This is a genomic window from Fibrobacter intestinalis, assembly GCF_900167415.1.
GTDB classification, from domain to species: domain Bacteria; phylum Fibrobacterota; class Fibrobacteria; order Fibrobacterales; family Fibrobacteraceae; genus Hallerella; species Hallerella intestinalis.
Window position 1 is genome coordinate 44,050 of the sequence record NZ_FUWU01000005.1, and the last position, 26,217, is coordinate 70,266.

Genomic DNA, 26,217 nt, shown 5'->3' on the forward strand with positions numbered 1-26,217 from the left:
TTCAACCTTTCCACTTAAAATGACCGGCTATTCCAAAAAGCACGGCGAATACAGTAAATGGGGCGTGAATGATTTCTACGGGGAGGAACCATTTGAAAAGTTCTTGCTGCTGGAAGATGCGGAGTCCGCGGAGTTCCACGCAGGTGTCGCCGACCAGTTTGATCAGGAAACCGAAAAGGGTGGCGAGAAAAATGGGAAAACTGAAAAAGGAAAGAATGTAGCCGGCAAAGAGCAGGCAGAAAAAGAGAAAGACCATTGTCAAAATGGCAACCGTTTTGGGAGCGTAATAAGTGGTTTTGGACGCCCAGCGTTTGCGCTGTTCCCAAAGTTCGGGGAAAGTTTCTTTGCCTTGCGTTGAAACAAAGGCTTCCGGGTCGATGGAATAATGCGCTTTCCAGGGGGCTTCGCGGGCGAGTTTCTGCAGCAGCAGGTCATCGTCGCCGCTCTGGATTTTAGAGACGCCTTCAAACCCGTGCACTTCTTCAAAAAAGCGACGGCGATATGCCAGATTGTTTCCGGTGCTGGTGATCGGCGTTCCCATGGCGAGGGCCGCGGTTCCGGCAATGCGATAGGCCATCGTTTCGACGGCTTGCATATTTAAAAGCCAGTTGAATCGGTCTTTTGGAAGTTCAATATAGGAGTGGCCGGCGACAAAGTCGATTCCCGGCTCGAACTCTTGCATCATTGCGCGGATCCAGGTCGGCGGAACAATGCAGTCGGCGTCGGTCAAAAGGAGAATTTCCCCGGCGGAAGCTTTGACCAGTTTGGCGATGGCGTTCTTTTTGGCGCTTTCTCCCGGCGAAAGTTCCGAAATGGTCAAAATATGAATGCGATCGGGATATTTTTCGGCGTATTCGGCGAGAATCTGTGGGGTGCGGTCCGTAGAACGGTCGTCGGCCACCCAAATGTCCCATCGCCCTTTATAAAGCTGCTTCATCAGCGAATCAAGGGTTTGCGAAATTCCCGCTTCTTCGTTCCGGGCAGAAACGAGGATGCTGACGGATGGCAACGGATTTCGGATGGAATGACCGATATGGACTTTCCCTAAAGCGCGGAACATTCGCCATTCAAATAGCGCGTAAAAAAACGCCGTGACGACGAGTAGCGAAACAAAGGCGGTTTCCAAAAGGGTCAAAATCATGCTCCGTAAATGTAATTCAAGATTCTTTTGACGGTTATCCGTCTGTCGGGAAAAAGGCCGCCTTTTCAAAAAATCAAATATGGAGAAGATTGTTCCCATTTTGCTTGCTTTGGGAATTTTCTTCCCGAAAAACGAAAACTGTAAATGCCGCTTTTACGAAAAAAGAAAGGATTCGGCATCTATTTTTTTCCAAAAAAGGAGTCCTCTATGAAATCTTTTTTCCAAAAAATCGGTTTCCCGCTGCTTTGCACGGGGTCGGTGGTCCTTTTCGGCTGTAGCGACAGCGATTCTTCGAGCGGGCCCGAAGAGGCGGATATCCTGGAACCGGTGAATTCGGTTTGCGGCGATTATCAACCTTTAGAAGACGGTTTAGGCAACACCTATTGTTTGGACGATTTTGGCAATCTCGTTTATTTCGTTGCAGCGGATGGGACGATTCTTTATCCGGAAACGCCGGCGGTTTCTAGCAGTTCGGTGGAGGGCGACTCCCTGCTTCCGGCACTTTCTTCTTCGAGCGGAGAGATTGAAACTTACATTTGCGGTGAGACGACGGCACCTTTGAACGTTTTGGGTAGCAAGTATTTCTATCGCGATGCCTTGGGCATGTATTATTATGATATTAACGATGCCAGCTGCACCAAGATTTATCTTAGCGCCGCGGTTTCTTCCAGTTCCTCTGTAGAACTTCCATCGGATACGGTTTTCGCTTCTTCCTCTTCGGCAGAAAATCCTCTGAACTCCTCGTCAAGCTTTGCCGATGTCTTGAGAAGCTCCTCTTCGGTGGAAGTGATTATTTCAAATGGTTCCGCACCCCTTCTCTCTTTTAACGGCAGCGCGCTGACGGTGGAGAATAACAATAATTGCGTGGACACGGCGGGAACATTGGTGAAAATTCTTTGCGCCGGAGAATACACTTTGACGGGAACGACTTCGAATTATGAAATTTTCGTGAGCGCAGATACTTCCGCCAAGGTTTATCTCTATTTGAACAACCTTTCTTTGACAAGCCCGGACGATGCCGCCATTTATGCGCAAAATGCAGACAAAGTATTTCTAATGCTCGTCGACGGGACAAGCAATACTTTGGGCGATGCCAGTTCCCGGACCAAAACGTGGAGCTATACCGATGATGGCGAATACAAGACAGATACCACCAAAGCGGCCGTCTATTCCAAAAAGGATTTAACCATCAAGGGTTCGGGAGCATTGACGGTCACCGCTTCCTGCGCAGATACGAGTTATTGCGGAAACGGCATCCATACGACCAAGGATTTGAAAATCAAGGATGCTCCGAACATTACGATTTCGGCGAAAAAGCACGCCATCAAGGGAAAGCGTTCTGTGGAAGTCGAGGGCGGAACCTTGAATTTGACAGCGGGCGGTGACGGCATTAAGGCGGATGAAGATGATGCGACAAAACTCGCTGAAGGCAAGGGCTATATTGCGATTCTCGGCGGAACGATTACTATCACTTCCAAAGATGATGGCATCCAGGCTTCCAATTACATCGTGATCGCCGATAGCGCAACGACTCCTTCGATTACGGTCAACGCATCCGCAGGGAAGGGCATCGTTTCGGATTCGATGCTGTTTATTCATGCGGGCATCCTGAACGTGACTTCAACGAGCGATGACGGCATCCATTCCAATTTAAGCATTGTGTTCAATGGTGGGCAAACGACTGTTTCCGCTGGCGATGACGGTATTCATGCGGATTCGGCTCTCCATGTGAATAACGGCTATATCAATGTTGTCAAAGCAGTCGAAGGAATGGAAGCCGGATATATGTACTTCGACGGTGGTGTGACATCGACTTATGGGACAGACGACGGCTGGAATGCGGCGGGTCTGACTTCGGGTTCTACGAATACCGGGGGTTGGGGCGGTCCGGGTGGGGGAATGCAGTCTAATTCAACCGGATATCTTTGCATTCGTGGGGGCTATCACTATGTGAGCGCTTCGGGAGGTGATATCGACGTATTAGATGCGAACGGCACCGCAACGCAAACGGGCGGCGTTCTGATTCTGGAAATCCCGACGAGCAGCTCTGGGGGCGGTTCTATGCCTTTTGCCGGGCCGGGTGGCGGAAGCTCCAGCGGAGGATGTTCTACAAATGTTACCGGCGGTCTTATTGACACGGATAACGGCTATACGATTTCAGGCGGCGTGATGCTGGCGTTCGGCAGCCAGACTGAGGAATACCCGAATTGCACGGCGACTTCTTACACGAATACGAATTATTACGGTTCGTCAAATGCGGCATTCAAACCGCAGGGTTCTGGCAGCATGATTCTTTATGGTGGATCGATTTCTTCCGTTTCGACGGTGGATGTTTCGGGAATGAATTCAGTGACGTTCCTGAACGGTCTCAGCTACTATTACAAATAACTGTATCCTCCAAACCAAAACAGGGAGTCCCGCTTTTCGGCGGGACTTCTTTTGCCGGAAATGGCGATAAATTTGCAATTAAAATTTTTTCAAAGTGCGAACTTTTTTCGTGACTGAGAACTCTTTTTCTCAAGATGAACTCGGTTATCAGTTATCAGTTATTAGTTCTCAGTTCCAACTTCCAACCGGTTGCTGAGCCTGTCGAAGCACAGCAGCCGTTTGCCGAACTAATCGAAGGGTACTCGCCACTAGTCGCTAATCACTAATAGCAGGGATTCTGCGAATAAGAAACATGGGTTGCAAAAACAGTCCCCCCCCCTTGTGAGTTTTTTTTTGCAAATGGAATTGAATCGTTTAATATATATTCAAAACGTTGAGGTTGATTGATGAAACATTCTACGTTTACTTTAAAATGGTTTTGTGTAGTGGCTGCGATTTTTGTCGCTTGTTCCTCGGATTCTTCTTCAAATGCGTCGGAAACGGATTCCAGCAGTTCGGAATTTTCTGGGATTTCTTCCGAAAATTTGGCGGAAAGCTCTTCCTCTCAATTTAGCACGCTTTCTTCTTCGGAATCGGGAGATTTGGACGGCGATAATCCGGATGTCGAAAATACCGACACCGATACGTTGAGCACAAGTACTTGGCTTTCGTGGGAAGTTCCCGAGGCGCCTTCGGCGGGTGTGTATGCGGCTCCGGATTCGGCAGTGCTGGTGACTTTTAGCGATGCGGGAATTTCGGTTTTGAACGCGGGAACCAAATCCGTTTCGGTCTCGGAAAATATTCTTGTCATCGGAAGTGCCGGGCTTTATGTGATGAGCGGTTCTTGCTCGGATGCGCAGATTTTGATTAATGTGCCGGAAACGGCAACTGTGGAATTGGTTCTCAATGGCGTGAAATTGCACCATTCCGAAAATGCGCCGCTTTTCTTTGTCGCTGGCGACAAGATGAAAATCCATCTGGCTGATGGTTCGACAAACATCTTTTCGGATGCCCGAAAATATGCGTTTATGACTGTCGGCACTTATACGGAATTGGATTCGGTTCCCAAAGCTTGCCTGTATGCTCGTGAAGATTTGACGATTGAAGGAAATGGTACTTTGTATGTTACGGGAAATTACAATAACGGAATCCATACAAAAGCGGACCTTGTGATTAAAGATTCGCCGACGATTTATGTGAATGCGCTGAACAACGCGCTTAAAGGCAAAGGTTCCGTCCGAGTGAAAGATGGCGGCAATTACTACTTGCGCACGGGGGACGGGTCGGGAATTTCTTCGGATAAGGCAACGCGTCCGTTGGACAAAGGCAGGGTCGCCATTTCGGCGGGGACATTTACTATGGATGTAGGGAATGCGGGAGTCAAAGCGGCTTATGTCGATTCCATTGCTGGCGGAAATTTTAAAATTCGGACGGTGAACGGGGATGCTTTCCATGCGGCTACTCTCCAAGTCTTTGACGGCAATTTTGAAATTCTCGCTGGGGATGAAGGCTTTTGCGCGACGGAAAAATTGCAGCTGATAAATGGAAATGCGAAAATAACCAAAAGCTCCAAACCGTTTATAGGAACGCAGGAACTGTCGGTTTCCGGTGGAACTTGGGTAGGACTGGGTGGAGGGCATGATTCCACCATGGTTCCCCGAAATGCGGATATTTATGCGGTTGTAACAATTCTTCCGACAGAAATCATCGAAGGTTCGATGGTGTCCATTCGCAATGCCGAAGGTTCTTCGGTGTTCTCATTGGAAGCGGAAAAAAATATCCAGTCGCTATTTGCAGCGTCTCCTGATTTTTCCGCAGGAATTTACACGGTTTATGCCGGAGAAAGTGCTGTATGTTCGTTCAGCTGGGATTCCGCAAATAAAATCGCAACGTCTTGCGAAGCTGTTCAGTAAAAGCTTTGTTCAGAAAATGGCGACGTGGACGGGAATGGTTTCTCGGATTTTTTGAGCGACCATTTCAAAGAATTCTTTTTCCAGTGGAAATACTTCGGGAATAGCCGTTCGCCGGATTACGCCATAAAGTTGAACGCCCAAAAAGTTGCTGGGATTTTGAACGTAAATTTTTTGCAGACGCTGGATATACAAACGGATTTCTTCTTCATCGGGAAATTCGTTTTGTATTTTGCACAGCATGGTCTGTATGCGCAGAGGAAATTTTTGAACGGCGCTTTCCAGATTTTTTTGAATCTGTTCCAACGAAATTCGGGAACGGTCGATTTTTTGAAACCAGCGTTCGCTTCCGGCATCGAGCTTCGCCCAGATTTCGCCTCGCTTTTCTGTCAGAGCTTCCAGTCCTTTTTGCACGTTGGGACGGTTCAAGCAAGTGGCATTTGTGATCAAGGTCAGCTGCAATAGATAGCGAGAGTATCTGTCTTGTAAACGGCGCATCATTTGGCAAATTTCGGCAAAGGGTGTGGCAAGAGTACTTTCGCCGTCGCCAGAAAGGCAAATGTCTTTGATCCGGCGTTTTTCGGGAGCGACATCTCGAAATAAGGCAAAATCGGAAAGCCCATTTTTTTCGTAAGCAGCAAAAATCCGTACGATTTCCGCTTCGATAGTATTTACATCGATTTCTTGCGGGGAACCGGGAATGGTACGATCGACTTGACAATAGGCGCAGTTGAACGTGCACTTTTTATCGGGATTCAAATTGATGCCGATGGAAAGACCGCCGGCACGGCGGCTGATAACGGGATAGACCCAAAGGTTTTTGTCCCAGAGCAAGGAATGCTCGCTCCAGGCTTTTTCCAAAGCGTTCTGATTCATAGGCAGGGAAATATTAACTAATTTAGAAGCATGAATTGCGCCGGTTTAAAATACCTGCAAGCTCTCGCTCCCTTTGGGATGACGGGAGATTTGAAGAATATGGAACGTCTGCTGGATGTGTTCGAACATCCCGAGCGAAAATTTCAAACCATTCATATTGTCGGAACGGATGGAAAGGGATCGACGGCTTTTTACCTTTCTCGGATTCTTTCTGCGCATGGCATTTCGGCGGGGCTTTACACGAGCCCGCATTTGGTGAATGTGCGGGAACGCATCCGGTTGGATAATGCGCCCATTTCTGAAGAGGATTTGAACCGCTTGCTGTTGCAGGTAAGGGATGTCGCCGAACAAACGCAAACCCGGATTTCTTTTTTTGAAGCCCTGACTCTGGCTAGCTTTCTGTATTTTGCCGAAAAAAATGTGGGAGTCGCGGTAATAGAAGCGGGGCTTGGCGGACGTCTGGATTCGACTCGGACGGCTTGCGGCAAAAGGGCTGTGCTGACGAGCATCGGGATGGAGCATACGGAAATTTTGGGAAACACGGAACGGGAAATTCTCCATGAAAAAATGGGAATCCTTTCTGCGGGGGCGACTTTGTTTGCCGGCGGAATTTCTCCAGAACTTGTGCGGGATGCCGAGAATTTTTCAAAATCGCTTTCTGCCAAAGTTGTGTTTCCCCCGGTTGTCGAAAATTTGGAAGTCCCGAATGTCGGGCATCATTATGCGGAAAATGCTTCTCTTTCTTTGGCTGTTGCCTGCGATTTTTTAGGCATCGCTTTTGATGAAGAAAAGGCTCGCGATGCGCTTCGCCATGCGCTTTGGGTTGGCAGAATGCAAAAATTGCGGACGCTAGAGGGAAAGCTGCGCTGGATTTTGGATGGGGCGCACAATCCCCATGCGGTAAAACGGCTAGCGGAAACTTTGGAACTGGAATTCCCGAAGCAGAAACTCGCTTGCGTTTTCGGTGCTCTCCGCGATAAAGACTTGGATGAAATGCTGAATTTGCTTGCTCCCCATATTTCTGTTTGGCACGTTACCAGAACGCCATACGAAAGATTTCGCGAAGTAGGGGATATATCGTCGGAATTGCAAACCCGAGGCTGCCAAGTGGGATATTCGGGAGAGATGTCCCGTCCTTTTTTGGACAAGGTACAAGAAATTTCAGATGGGCCCGTTTTAATCACGGGATCGCTTTATATGATTGGAAGTGCAATATATCAACTCAGGGATGATTTTGAAGATCTTTCCTTTTTTCGGGGAATGGAACTGACCGAAAGCGAAGCGCATGGAAAACAAAAAACGAAAGCACTTTGAAAAGGATTTGATATGTATCTGATTTTAGGATTAGGAAACCCGGGAACGCAATACTTGAATACGCATCACAATGCGGGCTTCACCGCTGTTGAAAAATTGGCCGATGCCAGCAGGGAATGGAAATCGGAACATAAATCACTGACGCAAAAAGTGCTCGTGGCGGGGGAAGAGGTCATCCTTGCCAAGCCGCAGACGTTTATGAATCTATCGGGAGAAGCGGTGCAGGCTTTGATGACTTGGTATAAAATCAAGCCCGAAAATCTGCTGGTCTTTAGCGATGACGTGAACTTGGATGTGGGGCGGATTCGGATTCGCGCGAATGGCAGCCATGGCGGGCAAAACGGACTGCGAAATATCATTGAACATATTGGCGACAAGTTTCCGCGAGTGCGTTTTGGAGTGGGCAAGTGTCCGCCCAAATGGGATTTGGCGAATTGGGTGCTCTCTAAATTTCCTCCCGAAGATAAACCGATTTTTGAAGAAGCGATTTCAAAAGTTCCCGCTCTTGTGGAATGCTATTTCCGTTTCGGCATGGGAAAGTGCATGGAACGCTATAACGGAAAGTGATTTTTTTGTGCTATTTGTCCTTTTTTGTCAAAAAGGATGTATGCTTATAAATACGGATGAGGACGAACTTTAAAAAGGAGAATCTTCATGGAAATTTATAAGCTTTTGCCGAATAAGGACGGACTTATCGCTTTCCAGAAAGACGGACAGACGATTTTGGTTGATATGGGTTTGGCGGATTCTTTTGGCGGAGCGAATGCGCCGCTGGAAATTTGCGGTGTGACGGTTCCTTTTCAACGTGATTTTTCGGAATTGCCGCTTTGTGGAAGGAATCCGGAAATCGTTTCTCGGATTTTAGACGGTGTGGCGGTAGATCGAATTTTGGGACTTTCTGGGCTTTCTCCTTTTAAAATCATTGTCGATGCATCGGCGCATCGCATTCAATTTGATACCGAAGAAATATCGCTTTCCCACGACTGGCATTCTGTGGAAATAGAAATGGTGGGAGGATGCCTATTTGTTTCGATTTGGCTGAATGGAGTTCCTCGTAAACTTCTTCTGGATTCGGGAACGCCGACTTCTTTTGCGGATTCTTTATGGTTGGACGCTTGTGTACGCAAAGCGGATCGTCAGGATTTTCATTTGCTGTCTGGCGATGAAACGGCTTCCGTTTATCGGGCTCTTTCAAAAATCGCGGGATTTACATTTCCCATTCGCTACAGCGTATTGTCCGATGCCTTGCGGAAAAAAATCGAAAGCCTGAATCATTTGCCGGCAGGAACGGTAAACGGCATTTTGGGCTCTGCGCTTTTGGAGAATCATCGTGGCTATCTCGATGTGGCTTCGGGCATTTTCAAAGTGATGCAGTAATTCCTTCCCACAGAAACGAGACATTCCGCTTCCTTTTGGCCGCGTTCCTCGTTTTACTTTTTTCCAGCGACAAAATTTTCTATCTTTTTTGTGCAAAAAGAGGTCCTTATGAAACTACTTCCCGAAGCTTTGACATTTGACGATGTTCTTCTTGTCCCTGCGGAATCCTCGGTCTTGCCTACCCAAACGGAAATCAAGACGCAGCTTGCGCCCAATATCAAATTGAATATTCCCATTATCAGTGCCGCGATGGATACGGTAACGACGGCGCCCCTTGCCATTTCAATAGCCTTGCAGGGCGGTTTGGGCGTCATTCACAAGAATATGTCGATAGACGCCCAGGCGGAAGAAGTTCGTAAAGTGAAACGCTGGCAGTCCGGAATCGTTTTGAACCCGGTGACTCTCGATGCGGATCAGCCGTTGAGCGACGCCTATCAGAAACGTTTGGAAACCAAGGTAAGCGGATTTCCGATTCTTTCCAAGGGCAAGGTCGTCGGTATGCTCACGAGCCGGGATCTTCGCATGATTTCGGACCGCAATGCTAAAATTAAAGATGTGATGACGAAAAATCCCATCACCGCTTCGCCGAAAATCAGTCTTGCCAAGGCGAAGGAAATTTTGAACGAGAACCGGATTGAAAAACTTCCACTGGTCGATGCGAATGGCGTTTTGAAAGGCCTTATCACCATGACGGATATTCAGAAACGGGAAATCAACCCGAATGCGAGTTTAGACAAAAACGGACAGCTTCTGGTGGCGGCGGCGGTCAGCACATCGGCGAATACGCTGGATCGCATTCACGCTCTTGTCGATGCGGGCGTGGACATGGTGGTTATCGATACCGCCCATGGACATCATATCGGCGTTCGCAATATGGTGAAAACGGTTCGCAAGAAATATCCGAAACTCACGATTTGTGCGGGCAATGTGTGCACACCGGAAGCGGTGATGGAACTTGCCAAATGTGGAGCCAATGTGGTTAAAGTGGGAATCGGTCCGGGTTCCATTTGCACGACTCGCATTGTGGCAGGAGTGGGCTACCCCCAGTTCTCGGCGGTCGTGGAATGCGCTAAGGCGGCTCGCAAAGCGGGCGTGAAAATTATCGCCGACGGAGGGATCAAGTATTCCGGCGATATCGTGAAAGCTCTGGCGGCGGGCGGTAATGCGGTGATGCTCGGCAGTCTCTTTGCCGGAACTGAAGAAAGCCCGGGTGAAGTGATTCTGGCGGATGGACGCAGTTACAAGAGTTATCGCGGAATGGGTTCTCTTGGCGCGATGAAAGCGGGTTCTGCGGACCGGTATTTCCAGGGCAGCGTGACCGAGGAGAAGAAGTTCGTCCCCGAAGGCATTGAAGGCCGCGTTCCTTACAAGGGACCGCTTCGCGATACGATTTATCAGTTGATCGGTGGCATCCATTCGGCAATGGGTTACGCTGGAGCTGCAAATCTGGACGAGCTTTATAAGAAGGCGACCTTTGTGCGCATTACGGGTGCGGGTCTTCGGGAATCGCATCCGCATGACGTGACGATTACGAAGGAAGCTCCGAACTATCACGCCTAGTCAGCGGGAAGCTGCCGGGATTTAAAACAGTTCGCAGCAATGCGGGCTGTTTTTGTTTGTATGAAATGGCATAGTCATCGTAAGTTTTTTTCAATGCGGGAATTTTTTTCACAAGGGGAATTCAGTTATCAGTTTTCAGTTCTGACTAATCACGCTTCGACAAGCTCAGCGACCGCCGGTTAGTGTGCTTCGACAACCGGTCCCTGAGTTTATCGAAGGGCTCTAATCCCTAACATCACCCCCGCGGGTGCGCCTTTTTAAAGCTTTCCTTGAGTCGTTCTGCGGAAATATGCGTATAAATTTGCGTGGTGGCAAGGCTTTCGTGCCCGAGCATCTCCTTGACGCTCATCAGGTCGGCTCCGTTTTCGAGCAGGTGCGTAGCAAAGCTGTGGCGCAGTACATGAGGACTCGCTTTTCCCTCCCAACCGATGCTCCGAAGTAAATCGTGAATGTCCCGACGCAGAGTGCGGACATTGTGCGCTTCTCCCTGCTCATTCAAAAATACGGCTCCTTTTGCGGAAACAAGGCGACCCGCTTCGGCAAGTTTTAATTTGTACGTATTAAACCAGTCGATGGATTCTCGCGTCAGGGGAACTTCCCGCTCTTTGTTGCCTTTTCCGATAACCCGGACGGTGCGATTTTGAAAATCCAAGCGCAACCAAGTAAGGCTCTGGCATTCCGAAATGCGCAGTCCGGAACCGTAGATAAGTTCCAGCAGAACGCGCGCCCTGATTATCGGTAGTGGTGGATTTTCAATCTCCTGAAAGTTGATTTTGGCCAAATCTTTTTGAGAAAGGAAAGAAACCAGTCGCTTGGGCTGCTTGGGCATGGGAACGGATTCTGCCGGATTGCTGTCGAAAAGATGCTTGCGCACCAGATAGTGCCCAAAGCTCTTCAGGCAGGCGATGTGCAAATCGATGCTGGAAATTTTCAGAGCTTCCTGTTGCCGCAGATTCCAAACATAAGTGCGGATTGCATGGGCTGTGAAGGAATGCAAATCGGCATTGGGGGGCAATGTCACAAGAAATTTGGCGAGGGATTCCCGATAGGTGTTTGCCGTGCGAGGGGAAAACCGGCGTTCGAGCAAAATATACCGGATGAAATTTTCTGCGTGTTCCGAAAGCAATGCCATTCCGTTTAAATCTACAAGTTTTTTCACTCCATGTTTAACGAAAATTTTATCTTGTGGAAGATGTTCCGCAAAATTTTGAAAACGGTTTTGCTTGCTTGCCTGTTCGCTGTTTTGGATGCGTGGTCCATGGATCGTGTCGTTGGAGCGAATGCTTCTTTGGACATTCATGCGGGCGCGCGTTCTGCCGCTTTGGGTGGGGCTTCCATCGCTTTGGAAGAGGATTTGCTGGAACTGACGTCGAATCCGCAGCAGCTCTCGAATGCGGAAAATTCCTGGGTAGCGTTTAGCCACGTTGCTTACTATGAAGATACTCGCTATGATTATGGAGCGGTGCAATTTCCTTTAGGGGAGTTGGGCGGCTTGGGCATCGCGTTTTCCCGATTCGGGGCGGACGATATTCCTTGGATTGCGGAAGGCGATCCGATTCCCGAAGGTTCGGACTATAAGACGCTTTCGATTGCCGATTATGTTTTTTCGCTGGCGTGGGGACGGCATTTTTTGAATGGACGCTTGAATGTCGGCGTGGGCTTTCACGGGCTCTATCGGGAACTGGATCAAAGCGGTTGGGGCTTTCGTGGAGATTTGGGCGCAAGCTATCGCATTTTACCGAGATTTGTCGTTTCGTCTTTTTTGAAAGGCTGGACCTCGTCGGCAACGACCTGGGAAGAAGGAACGTTTGAATACAGCTCCCCCGAATGGTATTTGGGCTTGCGCTTTGAGCAGCCCGTCTCCTATTTTTACGGGACTTTTGGTGCTTATTGGCAAAGTGCCGGCATTTTGCATCGGGAAAATCGGGACGAGGATTGGGATGGCGGCGTTCGCGGCGGAAGATTTTGGGAACATCCGTTGGATTGGTTGGGCGGAGGGCGTGCCGGTTTGGAATTCCGGTTTGATTTTGGTTTGTCGCTTCGCGCAGGGCTTTCAAGCCTTTCGGAATGGGAAAGTTGGACTGCAGGCGCTGGATTTGCTTTGTCGAACTGGCTCCGCGTAGATTATGCGTTTGAATCCCATCCGACACTTTCCGCGGTGCATCGCGTCAGTTTGGAAGTTTCTCCGGGACTGTTTCTTTTCCCCAAGAAAAAAACGGCGAAAGCGCCTGTTCAAGAAGAAAAGTCGATGGAAGAAAAGGAAGCGATTTCGGAATTGGAACCGATTCCCGAAGAGGAAACGCCAGAAGAAGATTCCGCTGGTGGAATTTATTGGGAAGAATAGAGGTATATTAGAACTATGAGCGAATTGAATAATTATCGTGCTGCCGGTCTATTTGATCTGCTTTCTGCGCCTGTTACGCCTATCGGCGCTTTTGATGCGGAACAATTCAAGAAAGATGTGGAGCCTTTATTGGAAAAAGGATCGGCTTTTATTGCCGTTGATTTGAGCGGCCTGGATTTTCTTTACAGCGACGCTTGCAGTGCATTTAACATTGTCCGTCAGGAACTTGCCAAAAAAAACGGCGTTTTTGCGGTTCTTACCGATCACGATATTGTGGAAGATTGCTTGCGAAAAGCCGGTTTGGACAAGACTTTGACCATCTTTCGGAAAGAGGCCGACATGATGGCGTTCTCGATGAAAGAGGATATGTTGAAAAATGAGGAAGGCGAAGTGAAGATGGCTGCGGAGGTCAAGAGCGAAAATCGTCGTCCTTCCGGATCGATGCATTCGGTTCGTCGCCGTGTGACGGGACGCTTCACCAAAAGTTTCAATGCGATTCATAAGGATACGACCATCAAGGGTATGGACAATCCGTTCAAAGAAGAAAAACGCGGTTCTTCTGTGTGGACTTGGACTTTGCTGGGAATTGCGGCTGTTGCTGCCGTTGTTGTTTATATCGTTCTGCGCTAATGGATTCGTTTCGCGAATACAAATCTTTTAAGTCGGAATGGAAGTCGAAAAAACGGATCCCTATTTTGCGGGTTCTTTTCGTCTTGATTTTGCTTTATGCGGGCTATGCCAGCGGAACATTTTATAAAGCCTATTCGGCTGTCGAAAATTTTTTTCGGCATGAAGAAGAAAAGGAATATATGGATGTTTCCTGGCGGGAAGGCTGCTCCATGACGACAGGAGAGGCGTTTGTCATCAAGAAAAAGTTTTGGGGAGGTTGTGCTTGGACGGTGCCTTCTTCGCGAGCGTCGGTTTATTTGCCGGACAACCCCTTTCTTCGGTATTTGGCCAGCGTTCCCGGGACTTCGTATCCGTTGAAGATTTACTGGATTGCGGACACTTCGGATTTTTGGAATCCGGGCATGGTTGGAGTGAAACGGGATTCTCTTTTGTCTTGGTATTATCATTTCAGGATGGAAGATTCTTCTTTTGCTTGGGTGACGGCGGATGGTTGCCGTTATCCTGGCGCTTGTCCGCGAAATCCGCTTTCTGGCGGTGCGCTGCCGATTCCCGATGATTTTGATTTTCACGGGCGAGAGAATCTGCTTTTGAAAGATCTTTTTATGGGAATTGGAGAAGCTCCGGTATTTCCGATTCTTCCGGCCAGGGTTCTTTCGGTGTCCGAGGACTCGCTGGGATACAAGTTATTTTTGGATCATGGCGGAAATTTGTTTTCGCGGATTTCCGGGTTGCCGTATTTAAAACCGAATGTGGTTGTCGGCGCGCAGATTGAATCTTCCGAGCCGATAGGAAGCCTTTCGCCCAAAGACGAATCCTTTTTCTTTTTAGAAGTTTTGCGCAATGGCCGTTTTGTTCGCTGGGATGAGTTTTATAGGGAAACGCATCTGGTCGAGGAATGCGACGTGGAACGTTTTCGGATGGATTTAGGGATTTAGCATGAAACGTCTGCTGTTGCTTTCTTTATGGCTGTTGCTTTCCTGTTCTCAATCGGATGATGGGCCAATCAGCATTTATCCGGACGATTTTGAATTGAACGGTTACGGTTATGTTCTTTCTGCGCAGCTGGATTCCGGACGCCGTTTTCATCTTTACGGCGATTCTTTTGCGCTTTCTTTGGACAGTATGTGGACTTTTGGAAACTGCTTTCTGAAAAATATTGAACTGAATCTGCAATACCCGAATGATACGGTTGCGACAATTCAAGTGAAACTGGCTTTGGGAAATACGGGAAAAACGGATTGTCCGCAGCCGTTTTTTCGACCGGATACGGTGCTGCAAATCGCATTCCCCGATTCTTGGAAAGAAAGGAATATCCGGGAAATTCGGGTGGAAGGAAATGCGCACAATGAATTGTTTGCGGAAAATGTAGATACGTCGGCAGCGGCTTCGGCTACATTCAAGGATTCCATTTTGGTTCGGCGTGGAACTTTACAGGCAGAAAGCCTTTCGGTGTATTTGGATTCGGCGTTTGACGATCCGTATGCTTTGCCGCGTCGAACATTTGATGAGAAAACAGGCGTGCTCGCGGTAAACGATTCTATTCAAGTGGATTCTTTTGCGTATCGTTTTGTACAAGCGAAGTGCCTGGAAATTCATGACTCCTGCGAAACCATTCCCGATACCATTTGGAATATCTCTTGGCGACTAAAGGATACGAATGCGGTTTCGATTCGGGCTGTGTGCGCGGATACATCTTCGGATTCCCTGGTGTTTTGTCTTTCCAAAAATTGGGAGGTGGATTCATCGTCTTTTGAAGATTCCGTTCGGTTGCGACTGGATACGACGTGGTTCAATTCCAAATATTTTGTCCGGCAAATTTCTCGGTGCGCCGCTTTGCAGGAAGGCGATTTTTCGGGAAATGCGTCTGCCGGAAGATTTTTTAATGCGAAGTATGTTCTTTTTATTCCATCGGCGGAAGAATCGGGCTGCGGCCCAGCAGCCTTATCGGAATGGATTTTTTACAGTTTGACCCAGAACAAAGAAATGCTGGATTCGGCTCAAGCGGAAGGCTTGCGCTTGGCTTGGAAAAATGCTTCTATCGGACATGAAGAGGAAAAAGAATGATGCCCATTGAATATACTTTTTCTCCGGAAATTTTGGAAGAAGATCGAACGGTGATTTTGGAGAGTTCGCTTTTTCAAACATGGCTTGCTCGTTCGCAAAAAAAATTTGTGGTTTCAAAAATCCATTTTTCTTCGGTGGATTTTCGACAGAAAAAACATTCGCCGCTGTTCATCAAATTGACGGCAACGGCCTCGCTGCCCGATGGAAAACCTGTCCATGGAATTGTTTTGATTCGCGGCAATGCGGTGGGAATTTTAGTCGTGCTGTGGTGCGAAGGCAAACCGTATTTGCTTTTGGTGCGTCAGCCTCGATTTGCCATCTCGGAACCGGAATCCTTGGAAATTCCCGCCGGCATTTTGGATTGGTCGAGCGATTATCGCCAAGTGGCTTTGTCGGAATTAAAAGAAGAAGCGATGATGGACGCCAAAGATGAAGAACTCATCGATTTGACGGGATTTTACACAGATGGAAAATTGGACGGTCATGCGGGCAGCTGTGGACTTTTGGACGAAAGAATCCGCTTGTTTGCGATTGAACGGACGGTTTCCTCTGAAGAATTGAAACGGTTGGATGGTCGAAAGCAAGAATATACGGATGAAAACGAGTGGATTCGCACTGTTGTCCTTCCATACGAAGAGGCGGGCAAGTCGTTTATCGATCACAAAAATTTGCTGGCGATGTTCATGTATGAACGTTATTTGTCGGCGCAGGGCAGGCACTTGTAAGGGCAAACCGATTTATTTCGGTTTCGGCTTCCGCTCGGATGTAAGCGTAATCGCCAAAAGGAATTTCCGCAGAAAATTCAAAATCCGAAAAACGAGTGGCAGAGATGTCGATTTGGCGTTCTCGAATTTCCGTTTTCTTTTTTCCAAAAAAACATAGCGTTTTTAAAGCCCCAAAGTCCGTTGAACTTTTGAAGTAAAAAGTGGCTCCGCTTGGAGAAAGCTTCCACCAAAGTGCAGGACCGTTTGTTACATACAAATTCATCCCTCGATGGAGGCTTCTGGGCGATTCGCTTTGAATAACGGTGCGGACGTAACCGAAAACGTGGGCATGGGAACGCTTGAGCTTGAACAAAGGAATTTGAACGCCTGTGTATTCATTCAAATCGCCGTGGGCATCGTTTCCGCCAAAGGGAAGAATGTAATTCCCTTTTTCCAATTCGGATATCCAAAATTTTCGTCCAAGAATAAAACCCTTGTCTCGGGAACCATTCCAAAATTCCAATGCGACAATCGGATTCTTTGAATTTTTTTGCAGATCGCTTTCTTTCCATTCGCCTCGTCGAAAAATAAAGCGTTCCAGTCGTCCCATCGGTTCTTTGGGGTGGGCGGCAATGCAGGGAAGATCGACTTGAGAAACGATGTCGGCAATCGAAAGCGTGGGCGCGTTATTCAGCCATTTTCGCCCGCAGTCCCCTTCGCCGGGAAGGTAAAAAGCGTTTCCGGGAACTAAAAGATGGACGTTGCGATTTTCGGCATTTCCCGCGGAAATTTCTTCTCCCGCAATCATTTGGGGATAGGGAGGAAGTTCGGCAATTTTTTTTTGGAGGTTCTCGTAACGCGCGTTGGCATCGGTGCGTTGCATATAGTCGGATTCGCTAAAAGCAAAGTCGTAGGAATGGTCCGTGCAAAAAACAAAATCCAAACCGACGGCTTTTGCCGCTTGTTGTAAAACGGCAGGGGATGCGCCAAATTCAACGGGATCCGCGGATAGGCTGGTGTGAACGTGAGTGTCTCCCGCAAGATAATCCTTGGGTTTGGGGACGGGTTCTTTGAGTACGGTAATGCAAAGCGGCGAGGGATTTAATCCGGTGAGGTTGAACCGGCGAATGCGCTTTTCAGATTTGCCGAATTGCACATGGAGCACGGCGTCCACTTCGTATTTCCCCGGAGGAATTTTCCCGCAATCTACGCTCCGAAAATAGAATGGCGAGCTGATGGATTCGCCGATGCGTTCCTCTTTTTGAAAACGTTCTTTGCCGCAAGAAAATGTCGCCGTTAAAGAGTGTACAAAAATGGGGTACCGGTTGGCTTCCCGGATGACGACGAAAAGCTTGACGGATTCATCGGGAACGATTTGGAAAGGCGCGTCGATGAGGATTTCCGGCTCTTTCTTGTAAAGAAGGGACCAGGGAAGCTTGAACTTGTAATGGATTTCCGCATATTCCGGCATGGCCGCTCTTGTTATTTCTGGTTGATGACGCCGAAACTGAATCGGAATTGCAGCATGAGACCGCCTAAATCCCATTTGGCTTTGTCGGTATCGGTGTCCGGGACTACTTTGGAAAACGGATCGTCCGACTGAACGATAATGCGGGAGTATCCGATATCGCCGTAGATGTTGATGCTTTTCCAGGTGGCGACGAGATAGCCCAAACTGACTCCGAATCCATTTCCCCACGGCTTTGTTTCGGCTTCGATATGCCCCCAGCTGGAATATATTTCTGTTCCGGGAAGCATCCAGTACCAGCGTACGGCAATGCTAAAAAGGCTCGCGTTAGAAAGGCTGATCAGATGGGGAGAAAATGCCATACGGTATTCTAGATACAAGGGAAATCCTTGCAGCGTATAGCTGTAATCGTGGATTTTATCTTTGCGGTCGGTGACGATGACGGATTCGTTGTCGTAGATGAATCCGAAACCCGCGCTGATAAAATGCCCGGTTCGCCATTGCCATTGAATGCCTGCGGTAATCGGGAAGCAAAAATTCACGTTTTGAAAATCCTGCTTGGCGACGTAGGCGGATTCCGCTTCGGTCAAAGCATCTTCCCGAAATTTCTTGTAGATGGTGTCTATCTGGGATTGAAATTTATCGCGGTTGTCAAATCCCAAAAATGAAATGGACGGCTGAATGAAAAAAGAAAGAATGCTTTTGTCGTCTCCGGATTTGGATGATGACGTTTCTTGGGAACGGGTGGAATCCACCGTGAACGCAATGGATGAATCCGCGGCGGAAAGGCTTGCGCAGAAAAATGCCAAGGCAAGCAGAAACTTTTTCACTCGTCGTCGTCCTCTTCTTCGTCATCCGGGTGGGCATCCGCTTCTTCTTTCGCTTCTTTTTTGGCGAGCAGTTTTTCGGCCTGTTCCTTTTGAATCCGTTTCTGGAATTTCTTTTCCAATTTGGCGATGTATTTCTCTTGGCTTTCTACCGATTCCAGGCGCTTTTGAATGCTGTCCGGAACAGTCGTGCGGTAATTTTCCAAATAGTAGCGTGCGGATTCAAATTGGTCGAGTTCCGCGTAGCTTTCCACGAGCAAATAGAGAGCTTCCGGTCTGCGCTTGCTCTGTGGGAAAAGATCCAGAAATTCTTTCATGTAGATGACGGTAGATTGGGGGTGGCCGAGTTTGCGATATAGGCGGGCTGTCCGAAAATCCCGTTCTGCACGGCGCTCCAGCAACAAGAGCATGTAATGATTCACGGAATCCAGCAGCGGAGATTCCGGATAGTTGGAAATGAATTTTTCAAAATCTTTCATGGCGAGGGTCGTGTTGGTTTCGTCCCGGTCGATGTTGTATTCGATATTGAACGAGGAGACCGCCTTGCGAAATTCTGCGGTTTCTATGAACGGGGAACTGGGAAAATTGTTGATGAAACTGCCGTATTCCCCTCTTGCTTCGAGCCATTCTTCCAGATTGAAATAGCTTTCGGCAAGCAGAAATTGCGTCTGCTCCATGTAGCCCGTGCCAATGCAAAGGTTCAAAATTTCTTCGAGAGGTTCTTTTACCCGTCCGTAACGTCCGGCTTTAAAATCCTTGTCTGCGCTGTCGAAACGGTTCTTGCACATTTGCGTGCGGTCTCCGCCCCCTTCCGGGGCGCAAGCAGAAAAAAGAAACGCGAATATAGCGAAAAATCCTAAGAGCGAGATGTATTTGTTTGTGCGCATTGGTCCGTCTTGGAAAGAATGGAACGGTTAACAAGTTACTAAATTAGCAAAAAAATGAGTTTAGAAATTTTATGATTCTGGTTCGGTATGTGCTGAAAGAACATATAGCGCCCTTTTTGCTTGCGCTGTTTGTCATCACATTCCTTTTTGTCGTGGATTTTCTGGTGACTATTCTCGACAATGTTCTGTCGAAAGGGCTGCCGATTTCTACCGTGCTGGAAATTTTTGCGCTGAATATCGTCTGGATGCTTTCCTTGTCGATTCCTATGGCGGTTCTTGTAGCCTGCTTGATGGCTTTCGGGAGGCTTTCTGGGGATCAGGAAATCACCGCGATGAAAGCGGCTGGGGTTTCGCCTTTGCGGATGATGCGACCCGTGTTGCTGGTGGGCGTTTTGATTTCGGAACTTTTGATCCTTTTTAACAATTGGATTTTGCCCGAAGCGAATCATAAATCGGTCGAATTGATGAGTGCCGTTTCGCGGAAAAAACCGCATGCGTTTATCGATGCAGGAAAACTCACGACGCAATTTCCCGGAGTGCAGCTTTGGGTCGATAGGATTGATCCGGTGACGGGAACGCTCTATGGAATCCAGATATTTGAAACCGAAGGAATGGGACCGCCCCGGGTTGTTTTGGCGGACAGTGCAACGATGGATTACGCCGATCACGGCGCCACGCTGATGCTTCGCTTGAAAAGCGGAGAAAATCACATGGTGGAAAAAGACGATCCGGCGCAGTATTTCCGCATCCGTTTTTCGTCGGAGGATTTTGCCGTCAAAAATGTCAATGACCGTTTGGAACGCCGGGATCGCAAGCATCGAAGCGATCGGGAAATGCCCGTGGAAATGATGTTGGACGTGATACACGAAGCGGAAAAAAATGAACGGGCAATTGTTCAGGAATCGCGAGGTTCGCTATTTCCAGATCTCAACCGGTTGCGTTCCCTTGTTCTGGGGGATTCGATTATTCCTCGAAACGAAAATTGGGAATTGACTTCGGATTCTTTGCGCCACGTTCGCGCTTTGCGGGATGTTTCTATTGCGGAACGAACCCGGTTGCGTTTGGTGCATCGCACATCGGAGCGTGTGCTGAATGAAAGGAAACGGCAAGCGCAGTATTGGGTCGAAGTGCACAAAAAATTCAGTACGGGAGTTGCTTGTTTTGTCTTTGTACTGATTGGCGCACCTTTGGGAATTATGGCTCGCAAGGGGGGCATTGGAACGGGAATCATTTACAGTATCGCTTTTTTTGTGCTGTATTGGGTGTGCCTTATCGGAGGCGAAAATCTGGCGGATCGCTTGATCGTTTCGCCGGTTTTGGCAATGTGGATTTCAAATGCGATCATCGGAACCGTCGGCGTTATTTTCATGTGGAAAATGTATCGGGACCGCTATTCGGGCACGTCGCCGCTGGGACAACTCAAAAATTTCGTTCTTGTTCTGTGGCGAAAAATCCGCCGAAAAAAATCCCTGCCGGAGAATACGCCATGAAATTTTCCCGCTACCTGATCGGCAATTTTTTGCGGATGTTCCTGCTGGTGCTTTTGGGCGCCGTCTTCATGTTCATCGTCATCGATTTTGTGGGGAATATCCGGACGTGGTTGCTTCGGGATATGGCGGATGTTCGAGAATATTACTTGGCGTATTTGCCCTATATCGTGTATCTGGTTACGCCTGTTGCTCTTTTTATCGGAGTGGTCGCTTCCGTTGGCAATATGTCGCGCCATTTGGAAATCACGGCGATTCAGCAATCCGGGCGCAGCCCGTTTCGCGTCCTTGTCCCTGTTTTTGGCGTGGGCGTTTTGGTCACCCTTTTTTCTTTTTATCTCGATGCCAAAATTCTTCCCGACGCCAATCACGAGCGTTATAAAATTATGGAACCGCTTTCGCAGCAGCGTCGCGATCCGAGAATCAAGGACAAAAGGGATTTCGTGTATATTTCCGGCGATAGAACCAGCTGGTTTATGCGCTCTTATGGAGGCACGACCAAAGTCGGAAGAGATGTCGTTCTGCTGATTTACCGCGATGGCGATCTTTACGAGCGTTATGATGCCAAGCGTTTGCGTTGGATTGAACCGGATACGAGCGCGCCGAAATCGCAGGGTGCTTTAAATAAAGTTCGGAAACACGCCGTCCGTCGGGAAGAAGGAAAATCGGTGGAAAAATCGGAAAGGACGGAAGTCGCTCCGGATTCGTTCGCTGATTCTTTGAAACAGGATTCCCTTTTGGAAAATGAAGAAATTTCTTGGAAACAGAAGTTGCTGAAATCGGCTGGAGCATTTTGGGAATGGGCGGCGAACGGATTTAAGGCCGACGACGATTCTGTCGCTTTGCTGGAAGAGGGCTATTGGCGTTTGGAAGAGGGTTTTCGGCGTACGTTTTTGAAAGAAGGTGTGGTGCAGATTCGGCATTTTGTTCGAGAAAGCTTGAAAAATAAGACGACTTTGCTTCCCGAAGATTTTTTGGATGAACGCCAGCGCGGCGATGAAATGGACGCCAAAACCATTTTGCGCAAGATCGAAGTGCAAAAGAGATCGGGAGAAAATACGAACAAATTGGAAACGGCGTATTTTTTCAAGTTTTCCGGTTCGGTGATGAATTTTATCGTACTCCTCATTGGAGCTGCTCTGGCTCACCGCTTTAGCCGGAATGGAGGGCTTTCTCAAAAGTTCGGGGTTGGTATTCTTTTGGTGTTTAGCTATTATGTAGTTATCAGAATCGGTCTGAAGATGGGAGAAAATGGTGCGCTTTATCCGATGCTGGGTGCTTGGATTGGGCATATTGTTTTTGCGATGATTGCGATATGGATGCTGTATCGATCATTCCGTCTGTAAAATGGATTGTGGGTGAAAGTTATGTCTGATATTTTATATGTCGTTTCCGGTTTGCTAGTCGGCCTTGCGTTCCAAGGAGGGCTCTTTCTATTTGCTATTCCGTTTGCTCTTGTGGCTCTCGTTTTGGCTTGGTTGAATCGACCGAGTTTGCCGGTTGCCGGAGGAAAAAGTCCAACGGAGGCGAGTCCTATTTTGCGCCGCCCAACGATTGCCGATGCGACGACAGTTGGCCGTATTTTGCGCCCCGCCGCAACCCAGATAGCTCCGATTCTTTCTTCTCGGGATACGTTTTCCGCTTACCCTGGTGAGGGAAATTCTTCTTTGGACAAACTGAAAGGGAATGAAATCTGGAAAAAGATTGATGACGAGTTGGATTCGGTTTTTCGCCCTATTTTGCGTGCTTTAAAAACTTTGTTGCCCAAGGCGCATTCGGTGCTGCTTTTTTTCAAGACGGGAGACGGAAAATCGTTCGCGATTCGCCAGTTCGCTTCGGATTCGGAAAATTATATCCATAAATTTTGCTTGATCGCAGACGGTGCCGGTGTCGTCGGGCTGCTCTCTCGCCAGGATACCAATCGGATTTTAGAAGGGAATTTGCCGAATGGAAAAAGCCTCGGCTATTATGTGTCTTCGCCGCTTCTTCCTGTGCACTCTGTCGCTGGCGTTCCTTTATGCAACGGGAAAAAACAGCGCGTAGGCGCTTTGGTTGTCGATTCTTTGGAGCAAAATGTTTTTACTCCCGAAATCATCCCGATTTTGGATTCTTTTGCGTCGATGTTCTATATGCTTTCCTACAAGAGTTACGTGTCGGCGGCGAATTATCGGGAAAAGAAGAAATTTTACGAGCTTGCCGCTTACCAGCAAAAATTCTTTACGACCACTCTGCTCAAGGACACCTATAAGGAAATTTTTGAATATGTGAATCAGAATTTTATTTCGGATCGCATCATGATTCTTGTGTTTGATGATCCGGAACATGAGCAGGGAACGGTAGCGTTTTGTCGCGGCGAAGAGGAAAAATGGTTTGAAGGACGCCGTTTTTCGCTTTCGGACAAAGGCATTTTGCCGCTTGCGATGCGAACCCATTACCCGACGGAACGAGTGCTGAATCGCCGGGAATATGTTCCTCGGTTGAATGACGATGAACCGCAAAGCAATATGCTCCACTATCTTTTTGTGCAGCCCTGCTCGATGACGATGCGAAATTTTGCGCAGAACGAGCCATCGGAATTGGCGATTTGCCTAGAACGCCGAAGTGAAGAAAAGTTTGAAACGCTGGAAAAGGATTTGCTCCGCTTTATGGTGAACATCGCGTATTTTGCCTACCAGCGGGGAATGCAATTTGAACACGAACAGTTTGAAATTTACCACGACGCTTTGACGGGGCTTTTGAACCGTCGCACGATTGACGAACGCATCTTGGAATTGGGCAGAACCAATCAGGAAAAGAATGTGGGCATCATGATGATGGACATTGACCATTTTAAGCATATCAACGACACTTATGGGCATCAGGCGGGCGATGCGATTCTCAAAGGAATAGCCGCGCGCATATCATCGGTTGCGGACAAGGGTGAAAATCTTTTGGCCCGTTATGGCGGGGAAGAATTTTTTGTCGCGATTCCCGGAGCGACTTCAGAGATTTTAAAAGAAACCGCGGAACAAATCCGGATGGCGGTCTGCTCGTCACCTTTTGATATCCACCAGACTGCGCCGATTCCCGTTTCTGTAAGTATCGGTTGCTATTTGGCCGAAAAGGGTTTCCGTGGAGAAATCAGTCGGGCCGTTCGCTATGCGGATGACGCTCTTTACCGCGCCAAGGAAACCGGTAGAAATCGGGTTGTCGAATACCAGGAACGGCCTTTTGATTTGAATGAAAGCGTCAAGTCGGATGCCGGTTCGGAAGGAACTTCGGATGTTCACGATTCTTGATTGGATTGTTCTTGTCTTTTACATTCTCTTTTCTGTCGGCGTCGGTATGTGGGCGTCCCGGGGAAGCAACAAAGGATTTGGCGAATATATGCGTGGCGGCGGTTCTATGCCGTGGTTCGCTATAGGCATCAGTTTAATTGCCACATCGGTGAGCGCAACGACTTTTCTCGGAAATCCGGCGGAAGCTTATTCTGCCGATATGAGTTTTCTGATGAATAATATCGGGGCGTTGATTGCCATTATTGTTGTCGGCGTTGTTTTTATTCCTCGGATTCGCCGCTCTGGAATTTCGAGCGCTTATGAACTTTTTGAAGTTCGCTTCTCTCCGATTGTGCGGCGTTTGGCGGCGATCTTTTACAGCCTGCACTTGCTGCTTCGGATGGGCATTCTTTTGTATGCGCCGTCGTTGGTTCTGGCACCGATTTTAGGAATAGACATCCATTTGGCCATTTTAGTTACGGCGGTCGTCGCCACGATTTATACTTGGTATGGGGGATTCAAGGCGGTCATTTGGACGGATGTTCTGCAATTTGCCGTGCTTTTTGGCGGCGGCATCATCGCTCTTTATATTTTGTCTCAAGGTGTCGGCGGTTTCTCGGAAATGTGGAATCTGGCGTCTGCTTCGGGCAAAACCCGATTTTTCGACGCTTCAAATTGGAATCCGGCGAATGCGCGCAACTTGCTTTCGGCTGGGCTCGCGTATGCTGTTATTGAAATTTCGATTCGGGGTTGTGACCAGCAATTTGTACAGCGTTATTTGAGCTGTGATTCCATTAAGTCGGCGAATGCGTCAAGTATTCTCAGCATGATTCTTGGCGTGTTTGTTTCTGTTCTTTTCTTTTGGGTTGGTGCTGGGCTTTTTGTTTATTACCGGGTTTCGGGCGTAGGAGAACTTCCTGCGGGCGTTCCGTTGAATGGCGTTTTTCCGTACTTTATTGTTCATGTGATGCCGTCTGGGGCGACGGGACTGGTGATTGCGGCGATTTATGCGGCAGCGATGAGCAGCTTGTCTAGCGCTATCAACGCCTTGGGCAATACGACGGTCAAGGACATTCTACTCGTTCGTTCCGAGAATGCGGCGGCTTTGGCCAAGGCAAAAAAGTGGACGATTCTTTGGGCGGTACTCAGCACGCTTTGTGCATTCATTGCTGCGGATATGCAGAGTTCGTTGCTTTCAAATGCCCTTTTCTTTACGGGGCTTTTTACGGGTCCGCTTTTGGCCCTGTTCCTGCTCGCCTTCTTTTCGTACAAATTAACATCTTTAGCGGTGATCGTCGGCGTTCTCTTTGGAATGGCATCCATTTTGCTTTTTAATCCGATTCCATTTATACCCGCTTACCATCCGCCATTTGAAGGGGTTTTCTGTTTCTTTTGGAATCCGGTGATTTCTTGTGTTTCCACTCTGGTGGTGGTATCTATTTTGCGATTTGTGTTCCCCAAACGAACAATGAAAAAAGAGGAAATTGGATGACAGATGCAGAAGATTTGCGTTGGATGGACGCCGCTTTACGGGAAGCGGAAAAGGCGTACGATTTGGGCGAAGTTCCTATCGGTTGCGTGATAGTCAAGGACGGTCGTTGCATTGCCCGCGGTTACAATCAAGTGGAAACGCTGAAAGACGCGACGGCTCATGCGGAAATTATCGCCATCGGTGCGGCTTCTTCGGCTTTGGAAAATTGGCGGCTTTCCGGGGCGACTCTTTATGTGACTTTGGAACCTTGCCCGATGTGTGCTGGAGCCATACTGAACAGTCGGATTTCTCGGATTGTGTACGGCTCGCCCGATACGCGTTTCGGCGGTTGTGGAACGACAATTGATGTGATAAAAAATAATGCGCTCCATGCCGAAGTTCAGGTGACGGGAGGCGTCAAAGCCGAGGAATGTCTGGGAATTATCAAGGCGTTCTTTATGGAAATGCGCCAAAAGAAGGGAGATTCCGGCGCAAAGCCTCCCAAAGAATTGCTCTCTTAAATTATTTTTAGA

General features: G+C 48.2%; 22 protein-coding genes. 16 read left to right on the forward strand and 6 right to left on the reverse strand.

Translation table 11 applies throughout. The features are described from left to right. Window position 1: 1 nt before the first annotated feature. The gene (locus tag B5D40_RS02420; RefSeq protein WP_073303293.1) at window positions 2-1,141 is read right to left on the reverse strand and encodes a glycosyltransferase; all 1,140 of its coding nucleotides are present in this window, start codon (window positions 1,139-1,141) and stop codon (window positions 2-4) included. A gap of 207 nt (window positions 1,142-1,348) precedes the next feature. Between B5D40_RS02420 and B5D40_RS02425 the strand changes: the two genes are divergently transcribed. Both B5D40_RS02425 and B5D40_RS02430 read left to right on the forward strand, forming a co-directional pair. Next, on the forward strand, window positions 1,349-3,529 hold the full coding sequence (locus B5D40_RS02425) for a carbohydrate-binding domain-containing protein (RefSeq protein ID WP_158222133.1): 2,181 nt from the start codon (window positions 1,349-1,351) through the stop codon (window positions 3,527-3,529). A 386-nt stretch (window positions 3,530-3,915) separates the two neighbouring features. Continuing rightward, window positions 3,916-5,421, forward strand: a complete 1,506-nt coding sequence (locus B5D40_RS02430; RefSeq protein ID WP_078775629.1) for a carbohydrate-binding domain-containing protein — start codon at window positions 3,916-3,918, stop codon at window positions 5,419-5,421. Window positions 5,422-5,430: 9 nt separating this feature from the next. Here the strand turns inward: B5D40_RS02430 and B5D40_RS02435 are convergent, their stop codons facing one another. Continuing rightward, window positions 5,431-6,294 carry a radical SAM protein gene (locus tag B5D40_RS02435; RefSeq protein WP_078775630.1) on the reverse strand — a complete coding sequence of 288 codons (864 nt, stop codon included), beginning with the start codon at window positions 6,292-6,294 and terminating at the stop codon, window positions 5,431-5,433. 30 nt (window positions 6,295-6,324) lie between these two features. Between B5D40_RS02435 and B5D40_RS02440 the strand changes: the two genes are divergently transcribed. The 4 genes from B5D40_RS02440 (at window position 6,325) to guaB (ending at window position 10,545) form a co-directional block, all read left to right on the forward strand. After that, a complete protein-coding gene (locus B5D40_RS02440; protein WP_078775631.1) occupies window positions 6,325-7,608 on the forward strand; it encodes a bifunctional folylpolyglutamate synthase/dihydrofolate synthase in 1,284 nt (427 codons plus the stop codon). A gap of 12 nt (window positions 7,609-7,620) precedes the next feature. Further along, on the forward strand, window positions 7,621-8,175 hold the full coding sequence (pth, locus tag B5D40_RS02445; RefSeq protein WP_078775632.1) for an aminoacyl-tRNA hydrolase: 555 nt from the start codon (window positions 7,621-7,623) through the stop codon (window positions 8,173-8,175). 87 nt (window positions 8,176-8,262) lie between these two features. After that, complete coding sequence (locus B5D40_RS02450) at window positions 8,263-8,985, forward strand: hypothetical protein (RefSeq protein ID WP_078775633.1); 723 nt, start codon at window positions 8,263-8,265, stop codon at window positions 8,983-8,985. Between the two features lie 108 nt (window positions 8,986-9,093). Continuing rightward, window positions 9,094-10,545 carry an IMP dehydrogenase gene (gene guaB / locus B5D40_RS02455; protein ID WP_078775634.1) on the forward strand — a complete coding sequence of 484 codons (1,452 nt, stop codon included), beginning with the start codon at window positions 9,094-9,096 and terminating at the stop codon, window positions 10,543-10,545. A gap of 235 nt (window positions 10,546-10,780) precedes the next feature. Here the strand turns inward: guaB and B5D40_RS02460 are convergent, their stop codons facing one another. Beyond that, window positions 10,781-11,704 (reverse strand): tyrosine-type recombinase/integrase, encoded by a 924-nt coding sequence (locus B5D40_RS02460; RefSeq protein WP_304529085.1) that lies wholly within the window; start codon window positions 11,702-11,704, stop codon window positions 10,781-10,783. A gap of 3 nt (window positions 11,705-11,707) precedes the next feature. Between B5D40_RS02460 and B5D40_RS02465 the strand changes: the two genes are divergently transcribed. Genes B5D40_RS02465 through B5D40_RS02485 form a run of 5 tightly spaced genes read left to right on the forward strand, consistent with a single transcriptional unit; the run spans window position 11,708 to window position 16,308 of the window. Next, entirely contained in the window at window positions 11,708-12,889 is a 1,182-nt protein-coding gene (locus B5D40_RS02465; protein ID WP_078775635.1) for a PorV/PorQ family protein, read from the forward strand. A 15-nt stretch (window positions 12,890-12,904) separates the two neighbouring features. Beyond that, window positions 12,905-13,519 (forward strand): STAS domain-containing protein, encoded by a 615-nt coding sequence (locus B5D40_RS02470; protein ID WP_078775636.1) that lies wholly within the window; start codon window positions 12,905-12,907, stop codon window positions 13,517-13,519. After that, entirely contained in the window at window positions 13,519-14,454 is a 936-nt protein-coding gene (locus tag B5D40_RS02475) for a hypothetical protein (protein ID WP_078775637.1), read from the forward strand. Before B5D40_RS02470 ends, B5D40_RS02475 begins: the two co-directional genes overlap by 1 nt. 1 nt (window position 14,455) lies before the next feature. Continuing rightward, entirely contained in the window at window positions 14,456-15,583 is a 1,128-nt protein-coding gene (locus B5D40_RS02480) for a hypothetical protein (RefSeq protein WP_078775638.1), read from the forward strand. Beyond that, on the forward strand, window positions 15,580-16,308 hold the full coding sequence (locus tag B5D40_RS02485; protein WP_233134273.1) for an NUDIX domain-containing protein: 729 nt from the start codon (window positions 15,580-15,582) through the stop codon (window positions 16,306-16,308). Before B5D40_RS02480 ends, B5D40_RS02485 begins: the two co-directional genes overlap by 4 nt. Here B5D40_RS02485 and B5D40_RS02490 read toward each other — a convergent pair. Genes B5D40_RS02490 through B5D40_RS02500 form a run of 3 tightly spaced genes read right to left on the reverse strand, consistent with a single transcriptional unit; the run spans window position 16,265 to window position 19,469 of the window. After that, on the reverse strand, window positions 16,265-17,758 hold the full coding sequence (locus B5D40_RS02490; RefSeq protein ID WP_078775639.1) for a PHP domain-containing protein: 1,494 nt from the start codon (window positions 17,756-17,758) through the stop codon (window positions 16,265-16,267). The two genes, B5D40_RS02485 and B5D40_RS02490, sit on opposite strands and share 44 nt — an antisense overlap. A gap of 11 nt (window positions 17,759-17,769) precedes the next feature. Next, window positions 17,770-18,585, reverse strand: a complete 816-nt coding sequence (locus tag B5D40_RS02495; protein ID WP_078775640.1) for a hypothetical protein — start codon at window positions 18,583-18,585, stop codon at window positions 17,770-17,772. Further along, a complete protein-coding gene (locus B5D40_RS02500) occupies window positions 18,582-19,469 on the reverse strand; it encodes an outer membrane protein assembly factor BamD (protein ID WP_073303196.1) in 888 nt (295 codons plus the stop codon). The genes B5D40_RS02495 and B5D40_RS02500 overlap by 4 nt, the downstream gene beginning before the upstream one ends. Before the next feature lie 71 nt (window positions 19,470-19,540). Here B5D40_RS02500 and B5D40_RS02505 point away from each other — a divergent pair, with 71 nt between their 5' ends. From B5D40_RS02505 to tadA, 5 genes are read left to right on the forward strand one after another with little or no spacing between them, the layout of a single operon-like run. After that, window positions 19,541-20,959: an LptF/LptG family permease gene (locus B5D40_RS02505; RefSeq protein WP_078775641.1), complete on the forward strand. Its 1,419-nt coding sequence runs from the start codon at window positions 19,541-19,543 to the stop codon at window positions 20,957-20,959. Further along, on the forward strand, window positions 20,911-22,302 hold the full coding sequence (locus B5D40_RS02510) for an LptF/LptG family permease (RefSeq protein WP_078775642.1): 1,392 nt from the start codon (window positions 20,911-20,913) through the stop codon (window positions 22,300-22,302). Before B5D40_RS02505 ends, B5D40_RS02510 begins: the two co-directional genes overlap by 49 nt. 21 nt (window positions 22,303-22,323) lie before the next feature. Further along, entirely contained in the window at window positions 22,324-24,234 is a 1,911-nt protein-coding gene (locus B5D40_RS02515) for a GGDEF domain-containing protein (protein WP_078775643.1), read from the forward strand. Next, window positions 24,218-25,705, forward strand: a complete 1,488-nt coding sequence (locus B5D40_RS02520) for a sodium:solute symporter family transporter (protein WP_078775665.1) — start codon at window positions 24,218-24,220, stop codon at window positions 25,703-25,705. Before B5D40_RS02515 ends, B5D40_RS02520 begins: the two co-directional genes overlap by 17 nt. Beyond that, on the forward strand, window positions 25,702-26,205 hold the full coding sequence (tadA, locus tag B5D40_RS02525) for a tRNA adenosine(34) deaminase TadA (RefSeq protein ID WP_233134272.1): 504 nt from the start codon (window positions 25,702-25,704) through the stop codon (window positions 26,203-26,205). Before B5D40_RS02520 ends, tadA begins: the two co-directional genes overlap by 4 nt. Window positions 26,206-26,217 lie beyond the last annotated feature (12 nt).